Source organism: Saccharicrinis fermentans DSM 9555 = JCM 21142 (assembly GCF_000517085.1).
Lineage (GTDB): Bacteria > Bacteroidota > Bacteroidia > Bacteroidales > Marinilabiliaceae > Saccharicrinis > Saccharicrinis fermentans.
The window spans coordinates 2884536-2909771 of sequence record NZ_KI912107.1 but is presented as its reverse complement, the minus strand read 5'-3'; the positions used below and the strand labels follow the sequence as shown (position 1 = coordinate 2909771).

The window sequence follows — 25236 nt, the reverse complement described above, 5'->3', positions numbered from 1 at the left end:
TTAGAATAAATTGCATGATTCTTTGATGTTGCATGATTGTAAATTGAAATGTGCATATAAAGAATTTTTAAAAATAAAAAGACTGTTTTACCAAACTGTATTGAGAATGAAATTATCTTATTTTTTCGTTTTGTTGTTTTTATCTATAACAAGTAGTCTTGTTAAAGCGCAAAATGGTACCGTTTTTTGGTTTGTAGCTCCTGATGCTATTCATGATCATGGGGATGAGCCTCTTTATTTTCGTGTTACAACTTTTGAGAAAGCGGCTAAAGTGACTATCTCGATGCCTGCCAATAGCGGTTTTAAAGAGATTACCGAAAGTATTGGAGCTAATATGTTCGCTACGATTGAAGTTCCTAGAAAAAGTGTGGAGAATGCGCCTGTGGATAATATAAACAATAAGGGTTTGTTGATTGAATCTACAGAAGATATTACCATTTATTATGAGATAGCGGACGATGGTAATCCGGATAAGTTTACCTTAAAGGGTGAGAATGCCTTAGGTAAGGAGTTTTTTGTGCCTTCTCAAAATGCTTTTGCAAACTATTCGGCCTATGGTGGGAATGCAAACGAAAAAGTGGATATAGTCGCCACTGAAGATAATACTGAAGTAACCATTATTCCTACAGTGAATGTAACAGGTCATAAGAAGGAGGTGCCTTATCAAATTACCTTAAACAAGGGACAGACCTATTGTATAGAGTATCGAGATATCAGCGCTGCTGCATCTATGGCTGGAACGCAGATAACTGCCGATAAGCCTATTGCAGTTACTATTTCTGATGATTCAATTAATGAAACAAGTCACCCTCACGATATTGTGGGAGACCAGCTTATTCCTACAACAGTGATTGGCAGCGAATATATAGCGGTTAAAACAAATACTACCCAATATGGAACTCAAAAGGTTTTTGTGCTGGGAACAGAGGATGATACGCATATTTTTATTAATAATGATAAGGATCTGGTGCGTCATGTGAATAAAGGTGAGTTGACTAGTTTCGATATCACTGGAAATGCTATTTATATCAAAGCAACAAGACCGGTTTACGCTTACCAGGTTTCTGGGTTGGCCAATATATTAACGAGTAATCATGCCAATGAGCTAGGATCTGCTTTGTTACCAACTATTGAATGTACGGGTTCTTCGCGCGTTGCTTTTACGCGTGTTTTTATCCGGTCTTTTTGGGTAAATATTCTTACGCAACAAAAGAATATTAGCAGTTTTACCATGTACGACAGCGATAAAAATACGGTGAATTTTTTAGATGCTGTTAAGTGGGAGAAGGTTGAAGGTACTGATGATGGATCAGCGGAGGATACCTGGTATTCGGCTGTTATTAATATGGAATTGTCTACAGGTACTCCTTATACTATAGAAAATACTAAAGGCTTGTTTCATTTGAGTGTGTTGGATGAAAATGATCCTACTTCATCTGTGGGTAGTGTGAGTTACGGGTATTTTTCTTCGTACGGTCGTATGCATATAAATGGGCCTAGCCAAGAGTGTAATGGAAGAGTTATTGAGCTGCAGACCAGTGTTGAGATGAATGATTATAACTGGTATTCTTTGGAAACGGGAAATGCTGTTCTATCAAAAGATAGGGTTCTTAATGTAACAAAATCAGGAAAGTATTGGGTGACAGCAGAAGTGAAACATGGCGGTTGTGTGATCACCGACAGTCTTGACGTAGAATTTAAAATGCCTGATATTGAGCTGGGTAATGATACCACGGTGTGTCCTGATCAAACGGTTACATATGCCTTAAAAGAGGGATATTCTAAATATGAATGGAGTACCAGTGATACGCATCATACAACTACTATTAATGTGGGAGAGGGCTTTGCAGAAAAGATTGAGGTAGAGGTGACCGATGAATTTGGGTGTACTGCCAATGATGAGGTGTTGGTTACTGCGTATGCAACACCAGATATTCAACTGAACAGAACGGAGGTTTGTATGGGACAGTCCGTGGTTCATGTAAATAAGTTTGATAGGTATAGGTGGGAATTTAAAGGAGTAGTGCTGAATGAAGATGAGACGAAGGACTTTATTATTCCGGAAGAGTCTGGTATATATACCCTAACAGTATGGAATGAATTTGGATGCTCGCAAACTGAAGATATTAATATTACGGTGCACGCATTGCCATCGCTTTCATTGACGGACCAGTGGGAATGTAATGGTGAGGCAACTCGGATCGATGCTCCATCCGTTGCAGGATGGAATTATGAATGGAGCACTGGGGCAACAACTTCTTATATTGACTTGAGCGCCCCTGCTGATTTTGCACTTAAAGTTACGGATGACAATGGCTGTGTGGCTGAAAGTAATGCCCGATTCGATTGGTATGATGATCCGGTGGTTAATTTGGGAGATGATTTGTCTGAGTGCGTTGGTGTTTCAGTTAGCTTGGTATCGCAAGCCGGATATAGTGATTATGAGTGGAAGTATAAAGAATCGGAAGCAGATGCGGGTATTGTGTTAGCTACCCCATCAAGTCCAGATACATATGTTATTTCAAATGCCCAAAAGGATGATTCGGGTATCTATATTGTAAATATTTTGGATGCACATAGTTGTCCGGCAACAGATACCGTAAAAGTACATTTCTATGATACAAATCCTCCTGTGTTAGAATTAGAAAGAGATTTGTGTAAAGGGGAAGAAATAGAAATATTAGCCACAACAGGTTATGATTCATATGTTTGGTACAGAAATGGGATGGCTCTTCCTGCTTATGATGATCTCACAGCTATCAAAGTAAATAATGATGGAACGTATAAACTGGAAGCTTCTTATCTTGGTTGTATTAAACAAAATAAAGTGACAATTACGGCTTATGATACACCGGAAGTTAAATTGCCGGATGATTTTTCCATCTGTCCTGGCGATGACATTATTTTGGGTATTGAATCTTTTACTTCTCCATCGGGATCGGCTCTTGATTATTTTGTTTGGGATGGGGAAGAGAAAAAAATAGAAGATATAAATGCTGTTAAAAAAGTAGATGCTGTAGGTTTGTATGGTGTTACTGCTTATGACGAGCATGGTTGTTCAGATTCTGATAAAGTCAATGTTTCTAATTACAGCCTTACGGTTGTGCCTGATGTAGCCCCAATTGAGGCGTGCGAAAATATCGGAGTGAGCCTGGAGAATCCAATTACTGATGCTTTGTCTTACAAATGGTTTAAGGTAGAGGTAGATACTGACGTAGCAGGCCCAGAAAATGTAAATTGGAATGTGAGTCAATCTGGTACTTATAGGCTATCGATCGTCGATAAAAATGGATGTCCTAGTGAACGGGAACAGGTGATAAAAATTCTTCCTGTTCCAGTGGTGGATTTAGGTCCTGATGTGGAAATGTGTGCTGGCGAATCTGCTGTGTTGAAGGTTCCTGATGTGTTTGCCTCTTATCAATGGAATAACAATAGTTTATTAAATAAGTCGTTTCTGCCGGTAAGTACCTCAGGAAGTTATCAGTTGGAAGTTGAAAATATAGAAGGCTGTTCAGCAACGGATACGGTGAATGTAACGCTTCATCCATCGCCGGTGTTTGATGTACCTGATGTTGCTGTTTGTGCTGGTGAAGAAGTTACTTTAAATGCACCAGCTGGTCTGTCCAATATAAAGTGGTCCACAGGAGAAACCTCCAGTAGCATTGTAGCTGATAGAGGTGGTTATTGGTTAGAAGCAATGTCTGATGAGGGCTGTGTGACGCGCGATACTGTTAAGGTTATATGGTACCCTGTACCTAAAGCGGACTTAGGGCCTGATTCATTGATCTGTCCTGTTGATCAGTTGCAGATTAGTGCAGGTTTGGGTTTTGCCAGTTATTTATGGCATAATAACCAAACAGTCCCAACTATTACGGCCGCGCTTCAAGATACGGTTAATCAAGTGATTGTAAGTAATGAGTTTGGTTGTTATGGGTTTGATACCAAATTGGTTAGGCCAATGTCTCGACCAGATGTAGTTCTTTGTTCTGATACTTCAGTATGCGAGAAGGATACCTTTGATATTATTCCGGATGTATCTAGTTTTGAGGACGACGAGTATGTGTCGCCGGAACCTTTTAGTTATTTGTGGGATGATGGATCAACAGAAGAAACCAGGCAGGTAGTTGAACCAGGAGAGTATATTGTGGAGGTGACAGATGGTTGTTTTGTATTTAAAGATACAGCTCAGGTGGTGTATGAAGAATTACCCATCATCACCCATATTGATTCAACTGTTTATGGAAAAATCACGGTGCTCGCAGAAGGAGGGACTGCTCCTTATGAATATATTTTAAACGAAAGCGATATCTCGTCTGATGGTGTCTTTAGTAAATTAGAGCCAGGAGAACATATTGTGGAGGTTGTGGATGCAAATGGATGTAAGGCTTTAGATTCATTATCGCTCAGTGAACTGGTTGAGATTGAAATACCTCCATTCTTTACACCCAATGGGGATGGTATTAATGATAGATTCGTAATCAAAGGGTCAGAGAGGTTTCCTGATGCTATCATAAAAATTTATGATAGGTATGGAAAGTTACTGGTGAAGTATCCTGCTTCAAGTCCTGGGTGGGATGGGCGATATGAGGGGCGACCGGTATCTACTGATGATTATTGGTATGTGGTTGAGTTCGTTTCTTCGAGAAAAATATTAAAAGGACATGTTACCTTAAAAAGGTAAATGCTATTGGATAATTGTATAATCGATTGTTGAAAATGAAAAAGCTGATAGTATTATTGTTCTTGTTAGGATGTGGTTTGTATGCTTCATCACAAAGATATTATATTACAAACCTTTACATGTACGATTTTTTTTTGGTAAATCCGGCTTTTGCTGCGCACGAAAAAAGTAGTCATAGCTTTGGTGCATATTACCAAAATCAATGGCTGGGGATGAATGAGTCACCCACTACCCAAATGTTTAATTATCAGGGTCCCATCAATGGAAAAGCCGGAATGGGTAGTTATATTTATAATGATAGAAATGGAAATATGCATCAGTTGGGATTGCATCAAGCATTTTCTTACGAAGTGATATTGTCCAAGAAAAGACGGCGCGTATTCACCTTATCCTTTGGCTTGGCTATGACAGCTGAGCAAGTTTATATTGAGCAAGATAGTTTTTATGGGGTAGGAGGTGTGTTGGATCCGGCTATTAACGATGGTAATGACTCCGGATGGGGATTTAATGCGAGTTCTGGAATGTTATGGAAATACAATGATTACCAACTGGGTTTCTCGGTTACCAACATGTTAGGGCAAAATAATCGTATGTACCTGAATGATGAAGAACCTGGATTGCCCATTGATTATCACATTTACTTTGGAACGATGTATAAACTGAATGGTAGGGATATTTATCTGGAACCTTTGCTGATGTATAGGCAGAATGCCAATGACGACAAGCGTTTGGATTTTACTTTGAAAGGTACCTTTCCTACACCAAAACCGGAATATGCCGTATGGGGATTGGTTTCGTACCGACGAAATGTGGACCATGAAATTGGAAAGAGTTTAGGCTTGGCTACCACTATCGGAATTAACTATAAACGACTGAGTGTGGGGATGGAATACCAACTGGGATTGACAGGTGCACAATTATCTTACGGTAGTGCGTATAAAATTATCACTAAATATACTATCTTTAATAATTTAAAACATAGAGCCATTCCTTGTTCTGAGATACGGAAAAATAAACGTTCCAGATATAGTGGCTTAAGTTGGTAAGGATAGTAATGAAACGATTATTAAGTGTCTTATTGATAGGTGCTGTCGGGTGGGGGCCGCTCGAGCAGGTAAAAGGTGCCTGTGGTTTTAGGCAGCTAGATGAACAAACCCTAAGGGTCTATTCTGATTTTGTTAGCCTGCAAGAAGGAGAAGAAGTTGAAGTTTATGTGTTATCCAATGATATTGGTGTGTCAGGTGGGGTGGCTAAATTGGAAATTACCAAGCAAGCAAAATTTGTGAATGCCGAGGTAGTGGATAATAGTTATATTCGGATGACTGCTATTCCTGGTTTTAGTGGATCCGATGAGCTGACTTATCGCATATGTTTGGATAACGGAGAATGTGGCGAAGCACAGGTGATGATTAAAGTGTCTGACTTTGATTTTGTTCCTGTGGCAACTGTAGATACTTTTATACTTAAGCCAGGAGAGACTGTAGAGGTAGATATTCTTGAAAATGATCGTAACCTGTTTGATATTCCTATTTCTGTTGAAATAATTTATGATGCGGTTCACAGCCTGAGTGAGATAAACGATGGCTTGTTAACCTTAACTGTGGATGCGTTCTTCCGAGGAAAGGACTCTTTGCAATATCGAGTTTGTGATAAGGAAGGTGATTGTGATTGGACTTGGGTGATGTTGAAAACAGAAGATGAAGAGAAGAAAAATATTTTTATCCCGCAAGCGATGTCTCCCAATGGAGATGGTCTCAACGATAAATTTATTATTCCAGATTTTCAAGGTGAAACCATGAAAATTAAAATATTTGATATTACAGGACAGCTGGTTTATTCAAATGATGATTACCATAATGATTGGGATGGTTATGCCAATATAGGTAAATTTGAAGGTGGAATCGTGGATAATGGAACTTATTACTACTTGCTTAATGTGGCATCGTATCATAAAGCCTTTTCAGGTTATATCTATTTAATAAGGTAGCATGAGGAAAAAAGGCTTTAGATATTATCGAATCGTAGTACTTATCTTGTTTACGGTTGTGCTTTCTTTATTTAGTAAGGAAATGAATGCTCAGTTGGATGCTTCTAACGCTCGTTATCTGCAGACTCAGTATTTTATTAATCCCGCCTATACGGGCACTTTGAATACCTTGGCGCTGAATTTAAGGGCGCGTAAGCAATGGCTAGGTATCGATGGCGCACCGGTCAGTTATCGTATGGTGGCACATTCTCCCATAAATAATACACTTATGTCGCTGGGTGGTGGATTGAGCGCTGAAAAATATGGTATTCATAATTTATATGATGCATCGTTGAGTTATGCCTATCTCTTAAGGGTTTCTCCGCTTACCTTTTTATCGTTAGGTATAAATGCAAATATGACTTACCATCAAACGAACTTGCATCGACTTAAGGTGATTGATGGAAATGATCCTTATTTTTCGGGGACGGATGAAAAGGGCTTCAATGTAAATACAGGTGTAGGTGCATTTTTATACAGTAAAAAATTTTATTTGGGTATCTCAGTTCCCAAGTTGTTTAATGTTGAGTCTTCGAGTGAACAGGCACAATTAAAACAGATCCTTGAAAGACAGCTTTACTATGTGTCGTCTGGTTATACTTTTCATATGAATAAGGTTATGGCTATAAAACCTTCGGTACTCTATTGGTTCGACGATGAGGATGCGAATAACCTGAGTGTGGCTTTGCAATGTCTTTATAAAGAGTTTTGTTGGATAGGAGCAAGTTATAGCCAGGAAGGGTGGGCTTCTGGACTTATGGGCGTAAAGGTAAATAACGATATCGAAATTGCTTATATTTTTGATTATTCTGTTGGGACAGAAAATATTCAACGAAATATTCACGAAATATCTCTTTCTTTCAATATCCATTCTTTTTATAAGAGAAATAAAAAGCGCGAATTTGGAGTTCGTAAAGGAAAAAGCGATAAAACGAAGGATGGAATAAAATCTTTGCGTGCATTTTAATAGTAAAATTATAAACAGATGAAATGAACATGAATTTTAGTATTCTAAAATACATACAAGAGAATGATTAAAAATTCATCGAGCGTTTCATAGAGCCATTGAAAGATAAATTTAAACATATGAAACGAGCCATGAGAGTGATCTCTCACACAGGTGAATGATTATCACGGCGAGTTCCATATGACCATTAAGAAACAAATTATAAACATATGAAAATTAAAATAGTACTCTCCGTTTTATTGCTTTTAGTGTTTTCTTTATTTGTAGGAAACTGGATCTATGGTAAAATTTTGGCGAATCGTTTAGATGCTTATTTGCAACATTCATCTAATCAGGTAGATGTTGAATATGAAAAGGTGCAAGTAAATCCTCTTTGGTCCAAAGTAATCTTCTTTAATTTCTCATATATCGATCCTTCATCGCACCTGGCCATAGCCAGTGAGAAGTTGAGTGTTACCATGAAATATGCTGAAGTATTAGCAATATCGAAGTCGCATAAGGTTGATGAGTTGACCAAGTTGGCTTTGGATTTTGAATCATTGACAATACGAGAAGGTGATGCGCTTATTTTAAGGTCTCAAGATGCACAGTTTGATTTTAAAGGTGATATGAGCAAAGATACTTTTGAAAAGTTGGGTGATAAGTTTCCGGATGATGAGCAGTATGTAGGTGTGGCTTTGAGGGGTGTGAAATTTGAAAATGCTACATCTAAAAGAGCCAGATACACGACGATGTTGGCTGGGTTACAATATGTAGAAACGGTTAGTTTTGAGCTGTCTTTTGACCCGGAAAATAGGAAAATTAATGTGGAATCATTAAAAATGGAGACTGAGAAGTTGAAATTTGCCGGTAAGTTTGAACTTGCTTATCTCGGGCAAGGATGGAATGATTTTTCAGCTTCGGAAATTGATGTGGAGTACGAGAGTAAAATCACCGATGAAATGAGCTGGACAAGTTTCGATAGTATGGAGAGCTTTTATTTGCAGTCATTTAATAGTGAGTTAGATGCGAAGCTTGAATTAACTGAGGACGGAGGATTGGTATTGGAGTCTTCCGAGGCCAATCTTGCACTTACTCTAAAGGGAATGACACTGGCTTATAGTGATCAGCGTAAAAAAAATATAGACATGTCTCTTTCCATGTTGGGACTAAAGTCTGAGGATTTGAAGGTTCAATCGTTCTCGTTTTATTCATCGCTCAATGCCGGAAAATGGACCATTGAAAACACTAAATTATTGCTGCCAATGCTCCAGGCTAATCTTCAGGCCGATATTCAGCTGGATGGGAATAACCTGAAAAATTCCAATATTGAAGCATTAAAGATGCGTATTAGTCATATCGATCCTAAATTAAATGAATCTATCGGTAATTTGGCAGGAAACTTTGGAATTAAAATACCACGGGATGGAGATGATATTGTATTGGAAGTACAGGGTAGTATAGGAAAGCCACGAGTAAAAGGTATTCATTAGTTCGGATTAGTGAAATATCTACGAATTGAGAAATGTTGAATGTTGTTTTTTATAAGTTTTAATGAATTCTATTTTACTTAAATAAATCTGTGGATTGAAAATCATGATTTACACATCGAGAGTAATTATTCCTATATATATGACATATTTTTTAAAGGCCCTCTTGATCAGGCTTCGCTAGTTTATCATTGTCAAAAAAAACATAAAACACGACTAAAATACTTGGTAGGTAAAAACCAGGTTGTAATCCAATTGGAATAATCGCTAGCTCTTGCATATCGCTCATATTCTATTTATTGGGCTTTGTTATTTTATAATTTAAATATTTTTCCGTCTTTAATTTTAATATAAGAAATCCAAGAAGGCCAGCCTGTAATATATTTCCCATCGGGAGCACGTACACCATCGAGAAATACTTCATCACCTTCAGTATATCCGGCTGCTAATGTAGTACTGATTTCTAAATCACCTTTATCTGTACTCAATATGACGATTCTTTTTTTATTTTGCAATTCGTTACAGAACTCTTATTGTAATTTAGATATTTTATTTTAAGAAGTTTAATTAGCTCTTGTATGTTTTGTATCACCCTCCCATATTTTTTTTCATTAACAAAACAAGCATAGTCTTCACAACCATCCGCTTTTAACACAAGAATTACCTCATCTAAAAATGCATTTCTATATAGAGTTACATTATCCTTACTTTCAATCAATAATGCATCATTACCAAGATAATCCCACTTTGCTCTTTCTACCTGACCATTCTTGGAAACTAATAATTCATTATTATCTCTAAATATATAAACAATTTTAGAAGAAATATTTTCGTCAACTAGCACCCAATATTGATCGGTCAACTTGGTGAGATTATCCAACTTTAAAGAAAATTTTAGAAGTTTAGGTATTATGTCTAAGAAGTACGTATACATTTTTTATTTAGTTCTGCGTAGTGTATAACCCTAATAGGCTAGTCTATCCATAGGGACTAAAAGTAATAATAATTAATAACTTTTTGAAGCATATGCTACCAATCTTCCGCTCTAAAAAAATTAACTATAGCCATATCAATCTTCATATAATGCGAGTATCCATCCCAGTTCTGTTCAATAACGAATATAATTAATTACCAGCAAGACCTGCTAGGATTTTTTTATGTTCATCGTGATTGATTATATTCAAAATTAATTGACGGTTCAAGATTATTGTCAATATATTGCTCATACTTAGCTTGGTCTATTAAAGGATTTATTTTAATAAAACTATTCCCCCCTCGCTCCCGCAATGTCGTTAAGTTAAGGTCATATTCCTTTAGATGATAAATCTTTATGTCTTCGCCTGATTGATAAGTCAATGAATTTACTCCAGGCTGGTGTTAACTTGATTTATATACGAGATATTTTGGGTCATGTATCGATCCAAACTACCGAAGTATGCGCCAGAGCTGATTCCAAACAAAAGCGGGAGGCACTTGAAAAAGCTTATGTGGATATTCTTCCAGAAACAGATAGAAAAAAATCATGGGAGAATGTCCAATCCTTATTGGGTTGGCTTAAAAAATTAAACAAATGATAAAATGTTTATGCAAAGTGGTGCAGTAAAGTAATGGTCGTAATTGGTTTATTCTCAGATGTTGTTTTGGTAGCACTTTGCATATAGGAATACTCTTGATAAAATAGCTTATGCAAATCTTTGCATAAGCTATTTAGAGTTTTAAAAACCGATCTTGATTTACGCCCGGTTTATCACAAAAACGATTCGGGTACAATGACTCACCTGTACCTTGGGTTGTTGGCATATTGGGTAGTGAATACAATCAGGTATCAACTAAAAAGTAAAGGGATAAACCATGGATGGAAAGAAATCGTCCGCATAATGAATACACAAAAGGCGGTTACAACAACTGCTCAAAACGTAGAGGATCAAACTATTTCAATAATACGTTGCTCTGAGCCTAACGAAAAAGTAAAACAATTATATGATGCTCTGAAATACAAATATGCTCCCTTTACCCGAAAAAAATCTGTAGTACACAAAATGAAAATCAAAAAATCGCAAGTTGCTACTAAACAAGAATCTCCGCCAATTTAGCTGCAATGTGGGTTAATATAGCATAAAAAAGGCTCACCTGTTTAGGTGAGCCTTTTTATATATTGTGAACTGTAAATTATTTTACAGAATCCATGTACATGATTAATTCACATACTTTTGAAGAATAACCCATTTCGTTATCGTACCATGAAACAACTTTTACAAAGTTGTCAGATAAAGAAATACCAGCTTTAGCATCAAAGATAGAAGTACGAGTATCACCAACAAAATCGTTAGAAACAACCATGTCTTCAGTATATCCAAGTACACCAGCTAATTCTCCTTCAGAAGCTTCTTTCATTGCAGCACAGATAGCTTCGTAAGAAGCACCTTTTTCTAAACGAGCTGTTAAGTCAACCACAGATACATCTGGAGTTGGAACACGGAAAGCCATACCTGTAAGTTTACCGTTTAACTCAGGAATCACTTTACCTACAGCTTTAGCAGCACCAGTAGACGAAGGAATGATGTTTTGACCAGCTCCACGTCCACCTCTCCAGTCTTTCATAGAAGGACCATCAACGGTTTTTTGAGTAGCAGTAGTAGCGTGAACAGTAGTCATTAACCCTTCAACAATACCAAACTTGTCATTTAAAACTTTAGCTATAGGAGCAAGACAGTTAGTTGTACAAGAAGCGTTAGAAACAAAGTTCATGTCGTTAGTGTACTTAGTGTTGTTTACACCCATAACGAACATTGGAGTATCGTCTTTAGAAGGCGCAGACATTACTACTTTCTTAGCACCAGCGTCGATGTGTCCTTGTGCTTTTTCTTTTGTTAAGAATAAACCAGTAGACTCAACTACATACTCAGCTTCAACAGCACCCCAGTTAATGTCAGCAGGATTTCTCTCAGCTGTAACACGGATCTCAGATCCGTTTACTACTAACTTACCGTCTTTTACGTCTACAGTACCGTCAAAGATACCATGTGTAGAATCATACTTTAACATGTAAGCCATGTAGTCAACGTCAATAAGGTCGTTGATAGCTACAACTTCAATTGTTCCTTTGGCAATAGCCTGACGAAATACGAAACGACCGATACGGCCAAATCCGTTAATACCAATTTTAATTTTTGACATTTTATAGGTTTTTTAGAAATATATTTTACAACTCTATTAAAAATGAGGTACAAAAGTATAAAATCCTAAACAATTGGTCAAACAAACACAAGAGGTTTTTGATAATAGAATATTAAAAAATGTAAATCTGCTTCAAAATCTGTTTTATAGCATGTTTGCGGGCTGCTTTGTGTGTATTTTTGCTATGTGGAGTTTGCAATATAGCAAAAAAAAGGAGCAGCCTCATTTTGAGAATGCTCCTAGTGGGCTAAATCATATAGCTTATGCGTTTTCTGTACTCAATTCAATATTTGTTTTGCTGTATGCTGGACAGTCCTCTGTGCTTTTGCAAGAGCTTAATCCTAAAGCAACAAATAATCCAACGGCTGCTACTAATAAAAAGGCTTTTTTCATGACTATAAAATTACAATATAATTAACGACAGTTTCTATCTTTTTCATTTTTTGTACTGCTTTAATAACGGAATTCTTTATTTTTAGTTACAAAATTCCGTCTTTTTCTGATGAATGGGTGAAAATATCTGACCAATATTTAATGTTCGTACAAATTGTTATTGGAAAGTAAAAATAGAATTATTGTTCAGAATAACAAAAGTTATTCTATTTCTTCTTTCTTAATTTATTGAGTACCGAAAAAGCTCTATCTACATCCTCATCGTTCACCAAAACGGTGAACTCATAGGAGGTTGATATGACCTCTGCAATATTGATGCCTTCCCAGGCAATGGCTTTTAAAATATAGTAATAAAAGCCTGGAACTTGTGTGTTGCTCTCGTGAAGTTTTAAGGTAATGGCCGATAAGTTTTCTTTTTTAAGGTGTAAAACTTCATGGGTGAAATATTCGTCTACCAAGTTTGTGTGTAGGCTACTGATGACTAGGTTGGATTCGTGAACCCCTCTTACCAAAGTGTAAAATGTATCCTGATGGGGAGCTATCATTTCAAATACCTTTGAATGGCATTGTATTAAGGTGTCAGAGTTTTTATAGGTGTAATCACTTAAGTCTGAACGGACAATAATATCGCCTAGCATACTAATCATTTTATCAATGCCCCGGTTTAAACTGATCTCAACTTGTGGATTGAGTCTGTTTAATGCCATAACAATGGCACCGTGCTTTATTTCCTTCATGAGGATTTTTTCAATGTCAGGTTTTATTTTTCTGGCTAGAGCCGATACGTTGATTAAGCCCTCGGCCAATGCCTCAGAAATAAAGGGTTGTTCTTTTATAATGGTTTCAACGGCTTGCGGTATTGTTATCATCCTATCTTATTTTGTGCAAAAATACAAAATGTTAAAAATATAACAACTTGTTATAAATTAGTTTTTTTTATGTTCTAAATTTTACCTTCTGGCAAAGTGCCATTATATTTGGTGTATATTACAGAAGGTGATTATTTTTGCGGAGAGAAAAGGCGGTGTCAATCATAGATTGATTACGCAGATTTTTATAATTTTATGCAAAATTTTCACGCATAATATAAACTTAATAATATCATGGCATTTACATTAAAAGGTTCTATTGTTGCAATTGTTACCCCGTTTTTGAACTCTGGAGATATTGATTGGGAGTCGTTCGATAAGCTGATTGATTTTCATTTAGATAATAATACGGATGGAATTGTTGTTTGTGGAACAACAGGGGAAACACCAACACTTACCAACGAAGAGGACGAAGCTTTAATTGCCAGGGTGGTGGAGAGAGTAGGTGGAAAGATACCTGTTATAGCCGGAAGTGGAAGCAATTGTACGCAAACTGCTGTTGAAAAAACACAAAAAGCAAAGGAGCTGGGTGCCGATGCTGCCTTGGTTGTGGTGCCTTATTATAATAAACCGACACAGAAAGGAATATATAACCATTTTAAAACGGTGGCAGAATCTGTGGATCTTCCGATTATATTGTATAATGTCCCATCCCGAACGGGAGCAGGCTTGCTGCCTGTGACGGTGCTTCAGCTGGCCAAAGATTTTGAGAATATTGTGGCTGTTAAAGAAGCTGCTGGTGTATTATCTCATTTTACTGATATCATTGCTGAGGCGCCAAAGGATTTTTTGGTTTATAGTGGGGACGATTTTTTAGCTACAACGGCTAATTTCTTAGGTGCGGATGGATGTATATCGGTAGTGGCGAATATGATTCCTGCAGATTTTCATCAATTGATGAAAGTGTCTTTGGAGGGTGATGTGGCTGCTGGGAGAGCTCTGTTTTATAAATATAGGAGGTTGATGGACTTGTGTTTTGTGGAATCGAATCCTATTCCTGTAAAAACCGCTTTGGCCGAAATGGGTTTTGTTAAAGAAGTTTTCCGACAACCACTATGTAGTATGGAGGATGAAAATAAGAAAAGCCTTGTTGATGAAATGAAAAAACTAAAATTAATATAAGTTGCTTATTAACAGTGGGTAATTGTTAATGATGATTATTTGTATTTTGTTGGTGATGATGATAAATGCTACTCTGAGTTATTTGGGGTAGCATTTTATTTTTTATTAATATTGCAAATAAAAAATAATGATTGATACTTTATTAAATCACAAATCCATTCGGAAATATACTGCTCAGCGCATTGATAAAGAGTTGCTTAATCAGATTTTGGAAGCTGGGACTCGGGCTTCAACAACGGGTAATATGCAGGTGTATAGTATTGTTGTATCACAAGATGAGAAAATGAAAGAGAAATTGGCTCCATGTCATTTTAATCAGCCGATGATAAGGCAAGCACCCGTTGTGTTGACTTTTTGTGCCGATTACAATCGCTTTAATAAATGGTGTGAGCTGAATGATGCCAATCCAGGTTATGATAATTTTTTGTCATTTATGACTGGTGCAATTGATGCTTTGTTGGTTGCTCAGAATGTATGTGTGGCTGCGGAAAGTAAGGGGCTTGGGATTTGTTATTTGGGAACTGTTATTTATACAGCGGATAAAATTATTGATGTTTTAAAGTTACCTAAAGGTGTTGTGCCTGTGGCTACTGTGACTTTGGGCTATCCTGATGAATGTCCAGAAAAGGTAGATAGGTTGCCTTTGCGTGGCGTTGTGCATCATGAAGAATATGGCGATTATTCGGATGAAATGATCAAAAATATCTATCGTGAAAAAGATAATCTGGAAGCGAGTAGGAAGTTTGTAGAAGAAAATGATAAGAAAAGTCTGGCCCAGGTTTTTACTGATATACGCTATAAAAAAGAGGATAATGTTAGCTTTAGTAAGGTTCTGTTAGAAGTGTTAAAAAATCAGGGTTTTATGAACCAATAGCTGGGGCAGTATGTTGTTGTGCTATTTTCTTGAAATATTGAACATTTTTTGATAGGTGACAGTCTGGTTAAAATGTTTTTTATCATGTTTTTAAGATTAACTGTTGTTTTTTTGTTGGTTAATGGTTAACTTGCTGATTGTATTTTAGTTTTAATAGACAGAAATATTTTAATTATATTAAGCAGTTCATTTGTTTGTGTTGTGTGTTACAAATGAATTTGTGTGTTGTGTTAGTTGAGAATGAAAAGGCCTTTGTTTCCCCAAAAAAAGGCCTTTTTCAATTTATTTGCCCTGATGCTTATAATTCCACAGAAGTCTTTTCTTTTGTATTTGAGGGATTAAAATTCATCATGTATGGTAATCTCTTTTAGTGGAGAGTTCTGTTTTTGTTTGAAATAATTGTATTTTAGTGAGCATTAATTTAACTATCCAATTCTTGAATCGTTCTGTCACTATTTTATTTTTATTTTTTTGTAGTCTTTCCTTAATGGCTCAAATCAATGGCTTTGTCGTGGATACAGGACGAAAACCCATTGAGTCGGTACATGTGCAAAATGTGAACACCGGACAAGGCGTGATAACTGATAGTTTGGGTTTTTTTAGCATTGGGGCCGATGTTGGAGAAGTGTTGGAGTTTCAGCATCTTAACTATAGTAGTTTTTATATTCGTATTTCTTCTCTGAGTATTGACACGCTCATATTACAGAAAAAAGATTTTTCCATTGAGGAAGTAAATGTGGTATCTCCCAATCATCCGGAATATGCATTGGCTAACGAGACCAATATTAAACGGGTTCCCAGTTTTTTGGGAGAACCTGATGTTATTCAGTACTTGGGTACCTTGCCTGGCGTTACCTCCTTGGGTATGTTAGATGCTGGTATTTATGTTAGGGGAGGTAATAGTTCCCAGAATGCTTATCTGGTCAATGGCAACCCGGTGGCCGATCCGCAACATATTGCCGGCCTCTTGTCTACCTTTGATCCTTATATACTGAATCATTCAAAATTTTATAAATCGGGTTTTCCTTCGGAGTATAATGGATACTTGGCTTCGTATATTGATATGAAACCTATGGCTTATTTGGCAGAAGCTTATAATGCGGAGCTTTCTCTGGGACTGCTATCTTCATCGGTTAAATTAAAGATAAAGCCAGATAGAAAGAAAAAAACATTGTTGGGTGTATCCTTTCGTCAATCTTACTTCCAGTTGTTGGCAGAAGCATACAATCGCGACAAAGAGAGTAATGAACAGTTGCCATCTTATTCGTTTAATGATCTTACATTGTCTTATGACTTTTCTCTAAGTGAGCGTTGGAAGCTTACTTTTTTTTCTTTAATGACCACAGATCATCTGCCTATGGATTTTGGTGAGGAATTTGATTATGGATTGGGATGGAGTACTTTTTCTAATTCTATTCAGCTTGCCGGTGAGCTCAATAAAAGAGTTAAGGCAGTTGTGTCAGTGGGGTATAATCGTTATAAGTCGGATGTCGCTATTCATTCAGAGGTAAATTCTAGTAATATTAATAAAACCAGACAGTTGAACCTTAGTGCCCAATTGTCTCAGTCTGTAACATCTAACTTTGATATTTGTTATGGTTTTAAAACTACCATGAAGCAATATGATTATAATCAGGAGGTAGAGAATGCTTCTGAAAATTATTTTTCCAATAACTTATTGCATACTTATACTGAGGGGAGGTTGAAAATGAAGCAATCTTCATTATTAATTATGGGTATGAATGCAACTACTCATTTGAATAATGGTTACCAGGTGTTTTTATCACCTAGATTTAAGTTTGCCTACAATAAATATCGATGGTCGGCCTGGATGGATTATTCTCAAACACTCCAGTTTGAGGAGCGTATGAATATGTTTACGGTTCAAAGTCCGGTTGATATTTGGTTGCCCATAAAAGATTGTTCACCATCAAAAAGTGATCAGTTGTCTCTTGGTGGACAGTTAAGACTTAGTACTTCAACGCGTATTCATCTGGGTGTGTTTTATAAGTATTTACATGAGGTAAAGGAATTTGAGACTTTTAATAGGGTAGATTTGAGTGAGAGTATTGACAAGATGATATCGGGAACTGGTACTTCAAAAGGTGGAGAGTTGGACTTTATATATAATTCAGATAAGCTATATGCTAGAGTAAATTACACCCTTTCGCATGTGAAAACCCGGTTTGAAGCCATTAATAATGGTGTATACTTTGATCCGCCCTATGATGTACGCCATAATGTTTTATTCAACACTTCTTTTAAAGTGATGAATTCGGTTCGTTTTAATTTGTTGTGGACTTTTAAGTCTGGTGTCACAGCCACTATTCCAACAGGTGTTGCTATTGCAAAAGATATTGGAGGGGAGGGGGCTGAGTTTATACCTATTTATGAGGAAAGATATAATTATAGAATGCCTTCTACACATCGGATGGACATAAATTTTGAATATAAGAAAAAGACCAAAGGACATTTGTTAAGATTGAATGTGGGCGCTTATAATATTTATAATCAACAGAATCCTAGTTTTGTGTTTGTGGAGGCAGAGTCTGAGGACGATTCTTTTGTGAGATTTAAGCTGAATTCTAATGTTGTATTTCCTTTTATGCCTTACTTTACAGTCACTTATGGTTTTGGAGGGACGTGAATAATATTAATTAGTCTTTGCAAGAAAAATATAAACATATGAAATATTTAGCGGTATTTATTCTGTTCCTCATATCATCATGTATTCAAAATAGGGAACTGCCTTACAATGGGACATTGGCTGTTCCTGGTTATTTTATTGAGTGTTATTTGGTGCCAGATGATATTTATAAATTATCGGCTACTCAGCTTCAGCCTATATATGAAGATTATGTTTTGGATTATTCGTTGGAGTTTGATGTAGAGATAGATAAATTGAGTTTATATCGTGGTTTATTTCGTGAAAAAGCGACAGGTTATGTATTTAATTATGGTCATAATTCGCGATTTAAACCAGGAAGTAATCCAATCGTTAGGTTGCAGGTAGTTACTCCAGAAATGGATACTATTACAGCTTCAACCACCATACCTGAGTCTATTGAGATTTTGAATGCGAAGAAAGAGGGTGATGAAGTGTCCTTTGATTTTGAATTGTCGGAGCGATCATGGCATAATTATTTTATGATCAATGTAAATACGGTGTATACAGATACCACATTCCGAAAGATACGTTTTTTGGATTATAGCCATATCAGTGATAAGGATACAATGCGCTTTGAGTGTGTTATTTCTGATGATATGTATGGTAGTTTGGAGCTTGTTGCACGGAGACTGACAAAGGATAATTATGATTATCAAATATCGCTTGAAAATGCAAAAGATGCCAATAGTGATCATCTGGTTTTACCGTCGTCATTAGCCGGTAATTTAAATCAGGCTATAGGTATTTTTACCTGTTATACGCAAGATAGTGTCGTGTGGAGAGCAAATTAGTGGAGGCTATTACTCGAAGTTTATTTTGGTGATGAAAAAGTTAGGCGTGAAAACCAGGTTTACTCCGTAAGAGTATTCCAGCGCTGATGCATCTAAGTCATAATAGGATTCTGCGAGTAAACCAAATTTAACATGTTTCATTAAGGTTCTGCTAAATGTAAATTTCGTGGTAAGAATTTGTCTTCGTTGTGAATAATATTGGTCTTTGTAGTCAGATATGGAGTAGAAAAGAGAGCTGCCCTTGGGGGCGAAAAAATCTGAAGAGTTCCAGTATCCAGCCATTATTTCTCCGTACTTATAGGTAAGCGTTCCCGTTGGATAAAAGGCATGGCCATTATTGTATGGTAAGCCTTTGGTTTCGGTTAAGTCGTTATAGGTGCAAAAGTATGCCGCTATACCAATCTTCTTTACAAAATTGGTGTTGATTTTTTTTGAGATTTTGATCCCTGCGGCCGAATTGATTAATGAAAACGATTCAATGGTATAGTTGCTTATTTGTCCTCCTAAATGGGCTGCGGTAAGCTGAAAAGGAATGCTGATGGAAAGTGCTGCGTCGGCATCCGAAATCTGATAGTCTAAACTGAGTCCTGCTGTAAAAATTTCAGGGATCGTATCTCCTTTGAAAATAAACTGCTCCCAGTCTACCCAAGTGTCTAACCATAGTTTAGATGTGTTGTGGTAAAATTGTGCACCTGTTTCTGTTGAAACAAAGTATTGCCAATCTGAACTAAATAAGGGCTCTATTAGTTTATGGTGAACATGACCTTTGATACTCCCTAATACCATATCCCAGTTTTTACCTATTTTTACGTGAGCCGACACTACTGGTACCACCTCTGTAAAGTTATTTGTACCACTGTATTTTACTAGGTGAGAACCAATTTTTATTCGAACTTTGTTGCCAGCATAATACATCAATGAAGGTTGAATGGAGTATCCGGGTAAGGTGTATCCTTCGGTATATTCACCAAAGTATTCGTTGTTTTTTACAAAGTTGTTATTCTCTAACCGGAAGTATAGATTGCCCGTTGCGTTGGTATCAAATTCTTCGTAGGTAAACCTATGTGACAAGTCAATTTGTGCTTTTGAAACAAAAAATATGCTTATGAGTAAGGTGATGAGAATGCATTGCTTGCTTGATGATGAGAGACTCATTTATATGTTAATAAAGTGTTTATAATTAGTTATATAATACTTCATTAACGCGTAAAAGGTTACTTTTTTGCCGAAATAAAATAAAAAGCCATAAATACGATTGTAAATATGGCTTTTTATTTTTTCAATAACATTGCTATCTTCAGGATAGATTACTTCTAATGGCTTAGCTTATGTAGCATATAAAGTTTAGGCCAGTCAATAAGTAATTATTTTTATCTATCGTAATTGTGCCCCAACTTCTTTTTCAAAGTTACGGATCATGTTCTTCATGATCTTATCAATCTGCTTGTCGGTAAGTGTTTTGTTAGCATCTTGAAGGATAAAGTTAACGGCGTATGATTTTTTATCAGTACCCAATTTTTCTCCTTCATATATGTCAAATAGAGAAATGTTTTTTAGTAATTTTTTTTCTGTTTTTTGTGCAATTTCTTTTATTTGACCAAATGTTATTTTTTTGTCTACTAATAGTGCCAAGTCCCTGCTTACTTCGGGATATTTAGGTATTTCTTTATATATTAAAGACTGTTTACCGGCAACTTTGAGTAGGTTATTCCAGTTAAATTCGGCAAAGTAAACTGTATTTTTCAGGGCGAAATTTTTACCCAATTCAGGACTTACAATACCGTAATCCACCAAATGAATTTTATTTTTGGTAGAGATAGTGATGCCTTCCGTAAAGATGTCGTTGGACACTTCCTTTTCATCCAACATACTTTCTGGTATGTTTAAGCGTCTCATTACTTGGTCGACGACAGCCCGCATGTCAGCAAAGGATACTTCTCTTTCCTGAGCGTTCCAGTTGGCAGCGATCATTTTTCCGGAAAGGAAGATGCCCAGGTGATGTTCCTCGTTGTATTTTTCTAAAGTACCTTTTTCTCCTGTTGGATTCAGGTAGTAGCAATTACCGAATTCAAAGATTTTAAGGTCGCTGTTTTTACGGTTTATGTTATGAACGATGGATTCTAATCCGCCCATCACCAATGATTGGCGCATACCACTTAGGTCGTTGCTCAATGGGTTGAACAATGCCACCACATTTTTTTCGGGGTATCTTTCCTGTTTTTCGTAAAAAGAAGGTTTGGTTAGCGAGTTACACATAATTTCGTTAAAGCCTTGGGCCACCAATTGATTTGCAATGATGTTTTTAACTTGGTGGTCATCGGGTTTGTTTGAATAAACCAAGGTTGAGTGTACTTCGTTTGGAATTTCGATATTATTGTAACCGTATATTCTCAATATATCTTCAATCACATCCACCTCGCGTTGCACGTCTACTCTGTAAGGAGGAATAGATAACAACATGCCTTCTTCGCTTTCGTGGGTTATTTTCATATCCAGGGCGGCAACAATGCTTTTTATTTTTTCAGTACCCAGTTTTTTTCCAATGAGACGATCGATGTTTTTCCAGCTAACGGATACTTCAAAGTTTTTAATGGGGTTGGGGTATAGATCTACGATGTCGGATGAAATATTTCCTCCTGCCAATTCTTGAATTAAAAGCGCTGCTCTTTTTAAGGCAAAAACGGTCATGTTAGGATCGATACCTCGTTCAAAACGGAAAGAAGCATCAGTGTTTAAAGCGTGTCTTTTTGCTGTTTTACGCACGAAAACAGGATTAAAATAGGCGCTTTCAAGAAATATTTTGGTGGTAGTTGTCTGAACGCCACTCTCAGCACCTCCAAATACTCCTGCTATGCACATTCCTTCTTCTGCATTGCAAATCATCAGATCCTGATCCGATAGTTCTCGCTCCACATCGTCTAGCGTAGTGAATTTTCTCTTTTCGGGTAGTGTTTTTACGATAATTTTATTGCCTTTTATCTTGTCGCCATCGAAGGCATGCAAAGGTTGTCCTAATTCATGTAATACATAATTGGTGATGTCAACGACATTGTTGATGGAGGATAAGCCAATGGATGTCAGCTTGTTCTTTAACCACTCAGGAGAGTCTTTTACTTCAACACCAGAAATAGTGACTCCTGCATAACGAGGACAAGCTTCTTGGTTTTCTACAGTAACATCTATGGTGAAGTCCTGGTTGTGGACACTGAAGTTTTCAACAGAGGGGAGAGTAAGTTTAACATCTTCACCGTTTGCCTTTAAATAGGCCGCCAGATCGCGGGCAACACCATAATGAGAAGCGCCGTCGGCACGGTTGGGTGTTAAATCAATTTCAATAACAGTATCCGTTTCTATATTAAAGTAATCTTTGGCCAGAGTTCCTGCAGCTACATCTTGCGGTAAAACCATGATGCCGTCATGGCTACTTCCCAAACCTATTTCATCTTCGGCGCAAATCATACCTAAGGAAACTTCGCCTCTTATTTTTCCTTTTTTTATGGTAAAGCTCTCGTCACCATCATACAATACAGTTCCAACGGTTGCTACAACTACTTTTTGCCCGGCCGCTACATTGGGGGCTCCACAAACAATGGGCAAAGGCTCGTCTTTACCAATGCTTACGGTTGTTTTACTTAATTTATCGGCATTGGGATGTTTTTCACAGCTAAGAACTTCTCCTATCACCAGACCTTCTAAACCTCCCTTGATGGATTGCACCTCTTCAATACCACCAACTTCAAGACCTATGGCTGTAAGTATTTCAGAAACCTTGGAGGTCTCCATATCTATGTTTAAGTAGTTTTTTAACCAGTTGTATGAAATCTGCATTTTATATATTTTATAATAAAAATTAGCCTATTGTATTTTAAGCCAACAAAAGTAATTATTTTGAAGTCAAGTTGCCAATATCGGAACCGAAAACTAATAATACTCATCGTACATTTTTATATATACCCGTATCTATTGTATATTTGAGGCTTAATTTTTCATTTAAAAACAACACGCCGTGACGAATAAACCAATTATATTAATAACAAATGATGATGGTATACATGCCAAAGGGATAAAATGTTTGGTTGAAGCCATGAAGGAATTTGGCAAAATTGTTGTTGTGTCTGCCGATGAATCTTTTTCGGGAATGTCACATGCTATTACAGTCAAAGACCCCTTGTATATTCAAGATTTAGGAGAAAAAGATGGTGTGAGTTATTATGTAACGAATGGAACGCCTGTGGATTGTGTAAAGTTGGCCTTGCATACTATTTTAGATACCCACCCTGATTTTATTGTCTCAGGTATAAATCACGGTTCAAATAGTTCCACAAGTGTACATTATTCAGGTACGATGGGAGCAGCCCGTGAGGGCTGTGTGAATGGTGTGCCATCTATCGGTTTTTCTCTGTTGAGTTATGATGCGGATGCGGATTTTTCACAGAGTCAAAAGGTGGTGAAGTGCGTATTTAAAGATGTTTTAAAAAACGGATTGGTAAAAAATACCTTTTTAAATGTGAATATTCCCGATACCAATGAAGTAAAAGGTATTAAAATGTGCCGACAGGCAAGGGGAAAATGGATAGAGGAGTTTGTGGAAAGAGCCGATCCCAGGGGGAGAAATTATTATTGGCTGACAGGAGATTTTAAAAATATGGAGCCTGAATCGAAGGATACAGACGAGTATTATTTAAGTAATCATTATGCAACGGTTGTTCCTTGCACCATCGACGCAACAGATTATGCATCGTTAAACGAAAATAAAAATTATGAACTGTAAATGTAATAAACTCTATATTGGCCTGTTAATAGGTATTATATTACCTTTGATAACTTCGTATGTTATTTTTTATGTGCGTTTTGGAGATACATTGACCATAACGGAGTTTGTCAACGGCTTGATAGGATTACATGGATTTACCAAGTTGTTAAGCTTGAGTGTGATTCCTAATCTGATATTCTTTTTAATAGCTATTAATTTAGAACGGTTATTGGCTGCTAGAGGAATTGTTACTGCCACGGTATTATATGCTGTTGTGGTTTTGATATTGCGTTTTTCATTATAAAAAAAGAAAGTTGAAATATTACATTATAGCAGGAGAACCTTCGGGAGATTTGCACGCATCAAACCTAATGAAGTCATTGAAGGAAAATGACAGTGATTGGGAATTTAGGTTCTGGGGGGGTGATTTAATGAAAGAAGTTGGAGGGGAATTGGTGCGTCATTACACAGAAACGGCTTATATGGGTATCAAAGAAGTGGTATCTAATTTAGGAAAAATAAGAGCGAATTTTAAGCTCTGTAAAAGTGATTTGCTGTATTATAAGCCAGATGTGTTGATTTTGGTTGATTATCCGGGCTTTAACTTGAGGATAGCCGAGTTTGCTAAGAAAAAAGGGATGAAGGTTTTCTACTATATTTCACCCAAGGTGTGGGCTTGGAATACAGGGAGGGTTAAAAAGATTAAGGCTTATGTGGATAAGATGTTTACCATATTGCCATTTGAAACCAAGTTTTACCAACAGCATAATGTGCCTATTGATTATGTGGGTAATCCGGTTTTGGATGCCATTGAGAGCCGTGATCACAAAGGGGAGGATATCAATACATTTAAAGAACGTAATGGGCTGGACTCAAGACCTATTGTTGCCTTATTGGCTGGGTCCCGCAAGCAGGAATTAGATTATGTTTTGCCCGAAATGCTTAATATGATTGATGTGTTTCCTGATTATCAATTTGTGATAGCGGGAGCACCATCGTTTTCGCAAGCACATTATAAGTCTTTTGTTGGAGGAAAGGATGTAAAGGTTATTTTTAACCAAACATATGAATTGCTTCAACAGGCACAGGGGGCCTTGGTGACTTCGGGAACGGCTACGCTTGAAACAGCCTTGTTGGACTGCCCTCAAATAGTATGTTATAAAATGTGGGGAAATAAATTGTTTAGTTGGTTTATTCAAAAAGTAATTCTGAAAGTTGATTTTATATCGTTGGTGAACTTGATTTTAGCCAGAGAAGGTGTTCGGGAATTGGTACAGGAATCACTTAGGTTTGAAACATTAAAGGCTGAACTGGGTAAGCTATTGAAGGATCAGGATTACAGGATTCGTATTTTTAATAATTATAACCAGCTGCACCAGATTATGGGAGAACCAGGTACGAGTCAGCGTGCAGCAAAGTTAATGATTCGGGCATTAAATAATTAGT

20 protein-coding genes and 1 pseudogene are annotated in these 25236 nt (G+C 36.8%); 15 read left to right on the top strand and 6 right to left on the bottom strand.

Translation table 11 applies throughout. The features are described from left to right. Window positions 1-106 precede the first annotated feature (106 nt). From CYTFE_RS0111640 to CYTFE_RS0111620, 5 genes are all read left to right on the top strand, one after another. A complete protein-coding gene (locus tag CYTFE_RS0111640; protein ID WP_162150088.1) occupies window positions 107-4681 on the top strand; it encodes a T9SS type B sorting domain-containing protein in 4575 nt (1524 codons plus the stop codon). A 35-nt stretch (window positions 4682-4716) separates the two neighbouring features. Further along, complete coding sequence (locus CYTFE_RS0111635) at window positions 4717-5727, top strand: PorP/SprF family type IX secretion system membrane protein (RefSeq protein ID WP_027471929.1); 1011 nt, start codon at window positions 4717-4719, stop codon at window positions 5725-5727. An 8-nt stretch (window positions 5728-5735) separates the two neighbouring features. Next, window positions 5736-6668 carry a T9SS C-terminal target domain-containing protein gene (locus tag CYTFE_RS0111630; RefSeq protein ID WP_027471928.1) on the top strand — a complete coding sequence of 311 codons (933 nt, stop codon included), beginning with the start codon at window positions 5736-5738 and terminating at the stop codon, window positions 6666-6668. Window position 6669: 1 nt separating this feature from the next. Further along, window positions 6670-7674 carry a PorP/SprF family type IX secretion system membrane protein gene (locus CYTFE_RS0111625; RefSeq protein ID WP_027471927.1) on the top strand — a complete coding sequence of 335 codons (1005 nt, stop codon included), beginning with the start codon at window positions 6670-6672 and terminating at the stop codon, window positions 7672-7674. A 209-nt stretch (window positions 7675-7883) separates the two neighbouring features. Continuing rightward, window positions 7884-9146 carry a hypothetical protein gene (locus tag CYTFE_RS0111620; protein WP_027471926.1) on the top strand — a complete coding sequence of 421 codons (1263 nt, stop codon included), beginning with the start codon at window positions 7884-7886 and terminating at the stop codon, window positions 9144-9146. 311 nt (window positions 9147-9457) lie between these two features. Here the strand turns inward: CYTFE_RS0111620 and CYTFE_RS29985 are convergent, their stop codons facing one another. Both CYTFE_RS29985 and CYTFE_RS0111605 read right to left on the bottom strand, forming a co-directional pair. Continuing rightward, window positions 9458-9631: a hypothetical protein gene (locus tag CYTFE_RS29985; protein WP_154665660.1), complete on the bottom strand. Its 174-nt coding sequence runs from the start codon at window positions 9629-9631 to the stop codon at window positions 9458-9460. Beyond that, on the bottom strand, window positions 9628-10077 hold the full coding sequence (locus tag CYTFE_RS0111605) for a hypothetical protein (protein WP_027471925.1): 450 nt from the start codon (window positions 10075-10077) through the stop codon (window positions 9628-9630). Before CYTFE_RS0111605 ends, CYTFE_RS29985 begins: the two co-directional genes overlap by 4 nt. A 421-nt stretch (window positions 10078-10498) precedes the next feature. Between CYTFE_RS0111605 and CYTFE_RS0111600 the strand changes: the two genes are divergently transcribed. Continuing rightward, window positions 10499-10717 (top strand): site-specific integrase, encoded by a 219-nt coding sequence (locus tag CYTFE_RS0111600; protein ID WP_027471924.1) that lies wholly within the window; start codon window positions 10499-10501, stop codon window positions 10715-10717. Window positions 10718-10846: 129 nt separating this feature from the next. Then, window positions 10847-11236, top strand: a pseudogene (locus CYTFE_RS0111595) (IS1634 family transposase); the annotation flags it as partial. 76 nt (window positions 11237-11312) lie between these two features. Here the strand turns inward: CYTFE_RS0111595 and gap are convergent. After that, on the bottom strand, window positions 11313-12320 hold the full coding sequence (gene gap, locus CYTFE_RS0111590; protein ID WP_027471922.1) for a type I glyceraldehyde-3-phosphate dehydrogenase: 1008 nt from the start codon (window positions 12318-12320) through the stop codon (window positions 11313-11315). Between the two features lie 73 nt (window positions 12321-12393). On the opposite strand from gap, the gene CYTFE_RS0111585 reads away from it, so the two are divergent. Continuing rightward, complete coding sequence (locus CYTFE_RS0111585; protein ID WP_027471921.1) at window positions 12394-12738, top strand: hypothetical protein; 345 nt, start codon at window positions 12394-12396, stop codon at window positions 12736-12738. Between the two features lie 181 nt (window positions 12739-12919). Here the strand turns inward: CYTFE_RS0111585 and CYTFE_RS0111580 are convergent, their stop codons facing one another. Beyond that, entirely contained in the window at window positions 12920-13582 is a 663-nt protein-coding gene (locus tag CYTFE_RS0111580) for an aspartate kinase (RefSeq protein WP_027471920.1), read from the bottom strand. Window positions 13583-13816: 234 nt separating this feature from the next. Here CYTFE_RS0111580 and dapA point away from each other — a divergent pair, with 234 nt between their 5' ends. The 4 genes from dapA to CYTFE_RS0111555 all read left to right on the top strand — a co-directional run bounded on the left by dapA (window position 13817) and on the right by CYTFE_RS0111555 (window position 19037). After that, the gene (gene dapA, locus CYTFE_RS0111575; protein ID WP_044213354.1) at window positions 13817-14704 is read left to right on the top strand and encodes a 4-hydroxy-tetrahydrodipicolinate synthase; all 888 of its coding nucleotides are present in this window, start codon (window positions 13817-13819) and stop codon (window positions 14702-14704) included. A 127-nt stretch (window positions 14705-14831) separates the two neighbouring features. Next, on the top strand, window positions 14832-15578 hold the full coding sequence (locus CYTFE_RS0111570) for an NADPH-dependent oxidoreductase (RefSeq protein ID WP_027471918.1): 747 nt from the start codon (window positions 14832-14834) through the stop codon (window positions 15576-15578). Between the two features lie 487 nt (window positions 15579-16065). Continuing rightward, window positions 16066-18225: a TonB-dependent receptor gene (locus tag CYTFE_RS0111560; protein WP_027471917.1), complete on the top strand. Its 2160-nt coding sequence runs from the start codon at window positions 16066-16068 to the stop codon at window positions 18223-18225. 38 nt (window positions 18226-18263) lie between these two features. Then, the gene (locus tag CYTFE_RS0111555; RefSeq protein WP_027471916.1) at window positions 18264-19037 is read left to right on the top strand and encodes a DUF4249 family protein; all 774 of its coding nucleotides are present in this window, start codon (window positions 18264-18266) and stop codon (window positions 19035-19037) included. A 9-nt stretch (window positions 19038-19046) separates the two neighbouring features. Here CYTFE_RS0111555 and CYTFE_RS0111550 read toward each other — a convergent pair whose 3' ends face one another. Together CYTFE_RS0111550 and pheT are read right to left on the bottom strand one after the other, a co-directional pair. Then, a complete protein-coding gene (locus tag CYTFE_RS0111550) occupies window positions 19047-20192 on the bottom strand; it encodes a hypothetical protein (RefSeq protein WP_027471915.1) in 1146 nt (381 codons plus the stop codon). Between the two features lie 219 nt (window positions 20193-20411). Next, window positions 20412-22865 carry a phenylalanine--tRNA ligase subunit beta gene (pheT, locus tag CYTFE_RS0111545; RefSeq protein WP_027471914.1) on the bottom strand — a complete coding sequence of 818 codons (2454 nt, stop codon included), beginning with the start codon at window positions 22863-22865 and terminating at the stop codon, window positions 20412-20414. A gap of 178 nt (window positions 22866-23043) precedes the next feature. Here pheT and surE point away from each other — a divergent pair, with 178 nt between their 5' ends. The 3 genes from surE to lpxB are packed head-to-tail and all read left to right on the top strand — an operon-like array spanning window position 23044 to window position 25235. Then, on the top strand, window positions 23044-23808 hold the full coding sequence (surE, locus tag CYTFE_RS0111540) for a 5'/3'-nucleotidase SurE (protein ID WP_027471913.1): 765 nt from the start codon (window positions 23044-23046) through the stop codon (window positions 23806-23808). Continuing rightward, window positions 23798-24094, top strand: a complete 297-nt coding sequence (locus CYTFE_RS0111535) for a hypothetical protein (RefSeq protein ID WP_027471912.1) — start codon at window positions 23798-23800, stop codon at window positions 24092-24094. Before surE ends, CYTFE_RS0111535 begins: the two co-directional genes overlap by 11 nt. A 10-nt stretch (window positions 24095-24104) precedes the next feature. Continuing rightward, window positions 24105-25235, top strand: coding sequence for a lipid-A-disaccharide synthase (gene lpxB, locus CYTFE_RS0111530; RefSeq protein WP_027471911.1), 1131 nt, complete (start codon window positions 24105-24107; stop codon window positions 25233-25235). The last annotated feature ends 1 nt before the right edge of the window (window position 25236 follow it).

Excerpts from the sequence above, each read along its gene's own strand:
- pheT (WP_027471914.1), bottom strand. The coding sequence starts at position 22,865 with ATGCAGATTTCATACAACTGGTTAAAAAACTACTTAAACATAGATATG.
- CYTFE_RS0111580 (WP_027471920.1), bottom strand. The coding sequence starts at position 13,582 with ATGATAACAATACCGCAAGCCGTTGAAACCATTATAAAAGAACAACCC.
- CYTFE_RS0111625 (WP_027471927.1), top strand. The coding sequence starts at position 6,670 with ATGAGGAAAAAAGGCTTTAGATATTATCGAATCGTAGTACTTATCTTG.
- dapA (WP_044213354.1), top strand. The coding sequence starts at position 13,817 with ATGGCATTTACATTAAAAGGTTCTATTGTTGCAATTGTTACCCCGTTT.
- CYTFE_RS0111605 (WP_027471925.1), bottom strand. The coding sequence starts at position 10,077 with ATGTATACGTACTTCTTAGACATAATACCTAAACTTCTAAAATTTTCT.
- CYTFE_RS0111620 (WP_027471926.1), top strand. The coding sequence starts at position 7,884 with ATGAAAATTAAAATAGTACTCTCCGTTTTATTGCTTTTAGTGTTTTCT.
- CYTFE_RS0111560 (WP_027471917.1), top strand. The coding sequence starts at position 16,066 with ATGGCTCAAATCAATGGCTTTGTCGTGGATACAGGACGAAAACCCATT.
- CYTFE_RS0111535 (WP_027471912.1), top strand. The coding sequence starts at position 23,798 with ATGAACTGTAAATGTAATAAACTCTATATTGGCCTGTTAATAGGTATT.
- CYTFE_RS0111550 (WP_027471915.1), bottom strand. The coding sequence starts at position 20,192 with ATGAGTCTCTCATCATCAAGCAAGCAATGCATTCTCATCACCTTACTC.
- CYTFE_RS0111600 (WP_027471924.1), top strand. The coding sequence starts at position 10,499 with ATGAATTTACTCCAGGCTGGTGTTAACTTGATTTATATACGAGATATT.
- CYTFE_RS0111555 (WP_027471916.1), top strand. The coding sequence starts at position 18,264 with ATGAAATATTTAGCGGTATTTATTCTGTTCCTCATATCATCATGTATT.
- CYTFE_RS0111635 (WP_027471929.1), top strand. The coding sequence starts at position 4,717 with ATGAAAAAGCTGATAGTATTATTGTTCTTGTTAGGATGTGGTTTGTAT.
- CYTFE_RS0111630 (WP_027471928.1), top strand. The coding sequence starts at position 5,736 with ATGAAACGATTATTAAGTGTCTTATTGATAGGTGCTGTCGGGTGGGGG.
- gap (WP_027471922.1), bottom strand. The coding sequence starts at position 12,320 with ATGTCAAAAATTAAAATTGGTATTAACGGATTTGGCCGTATCGGTCGT.
- CYTFE_RS0111640 (WP_162150088.1), top strand. The coding sequence starts at position 107 with ATGAAATTATCTTATTTTTTCGTTTTGTTGTTTTTATCTATAACAAGT.
- CYTFE_RS0111570 (WP_027471918.1), top strand. The coding sequence starts at position 14,832 with ATGATTGATACTTTATTAAATCACAAATCCATTCGGAAATATACTGCT.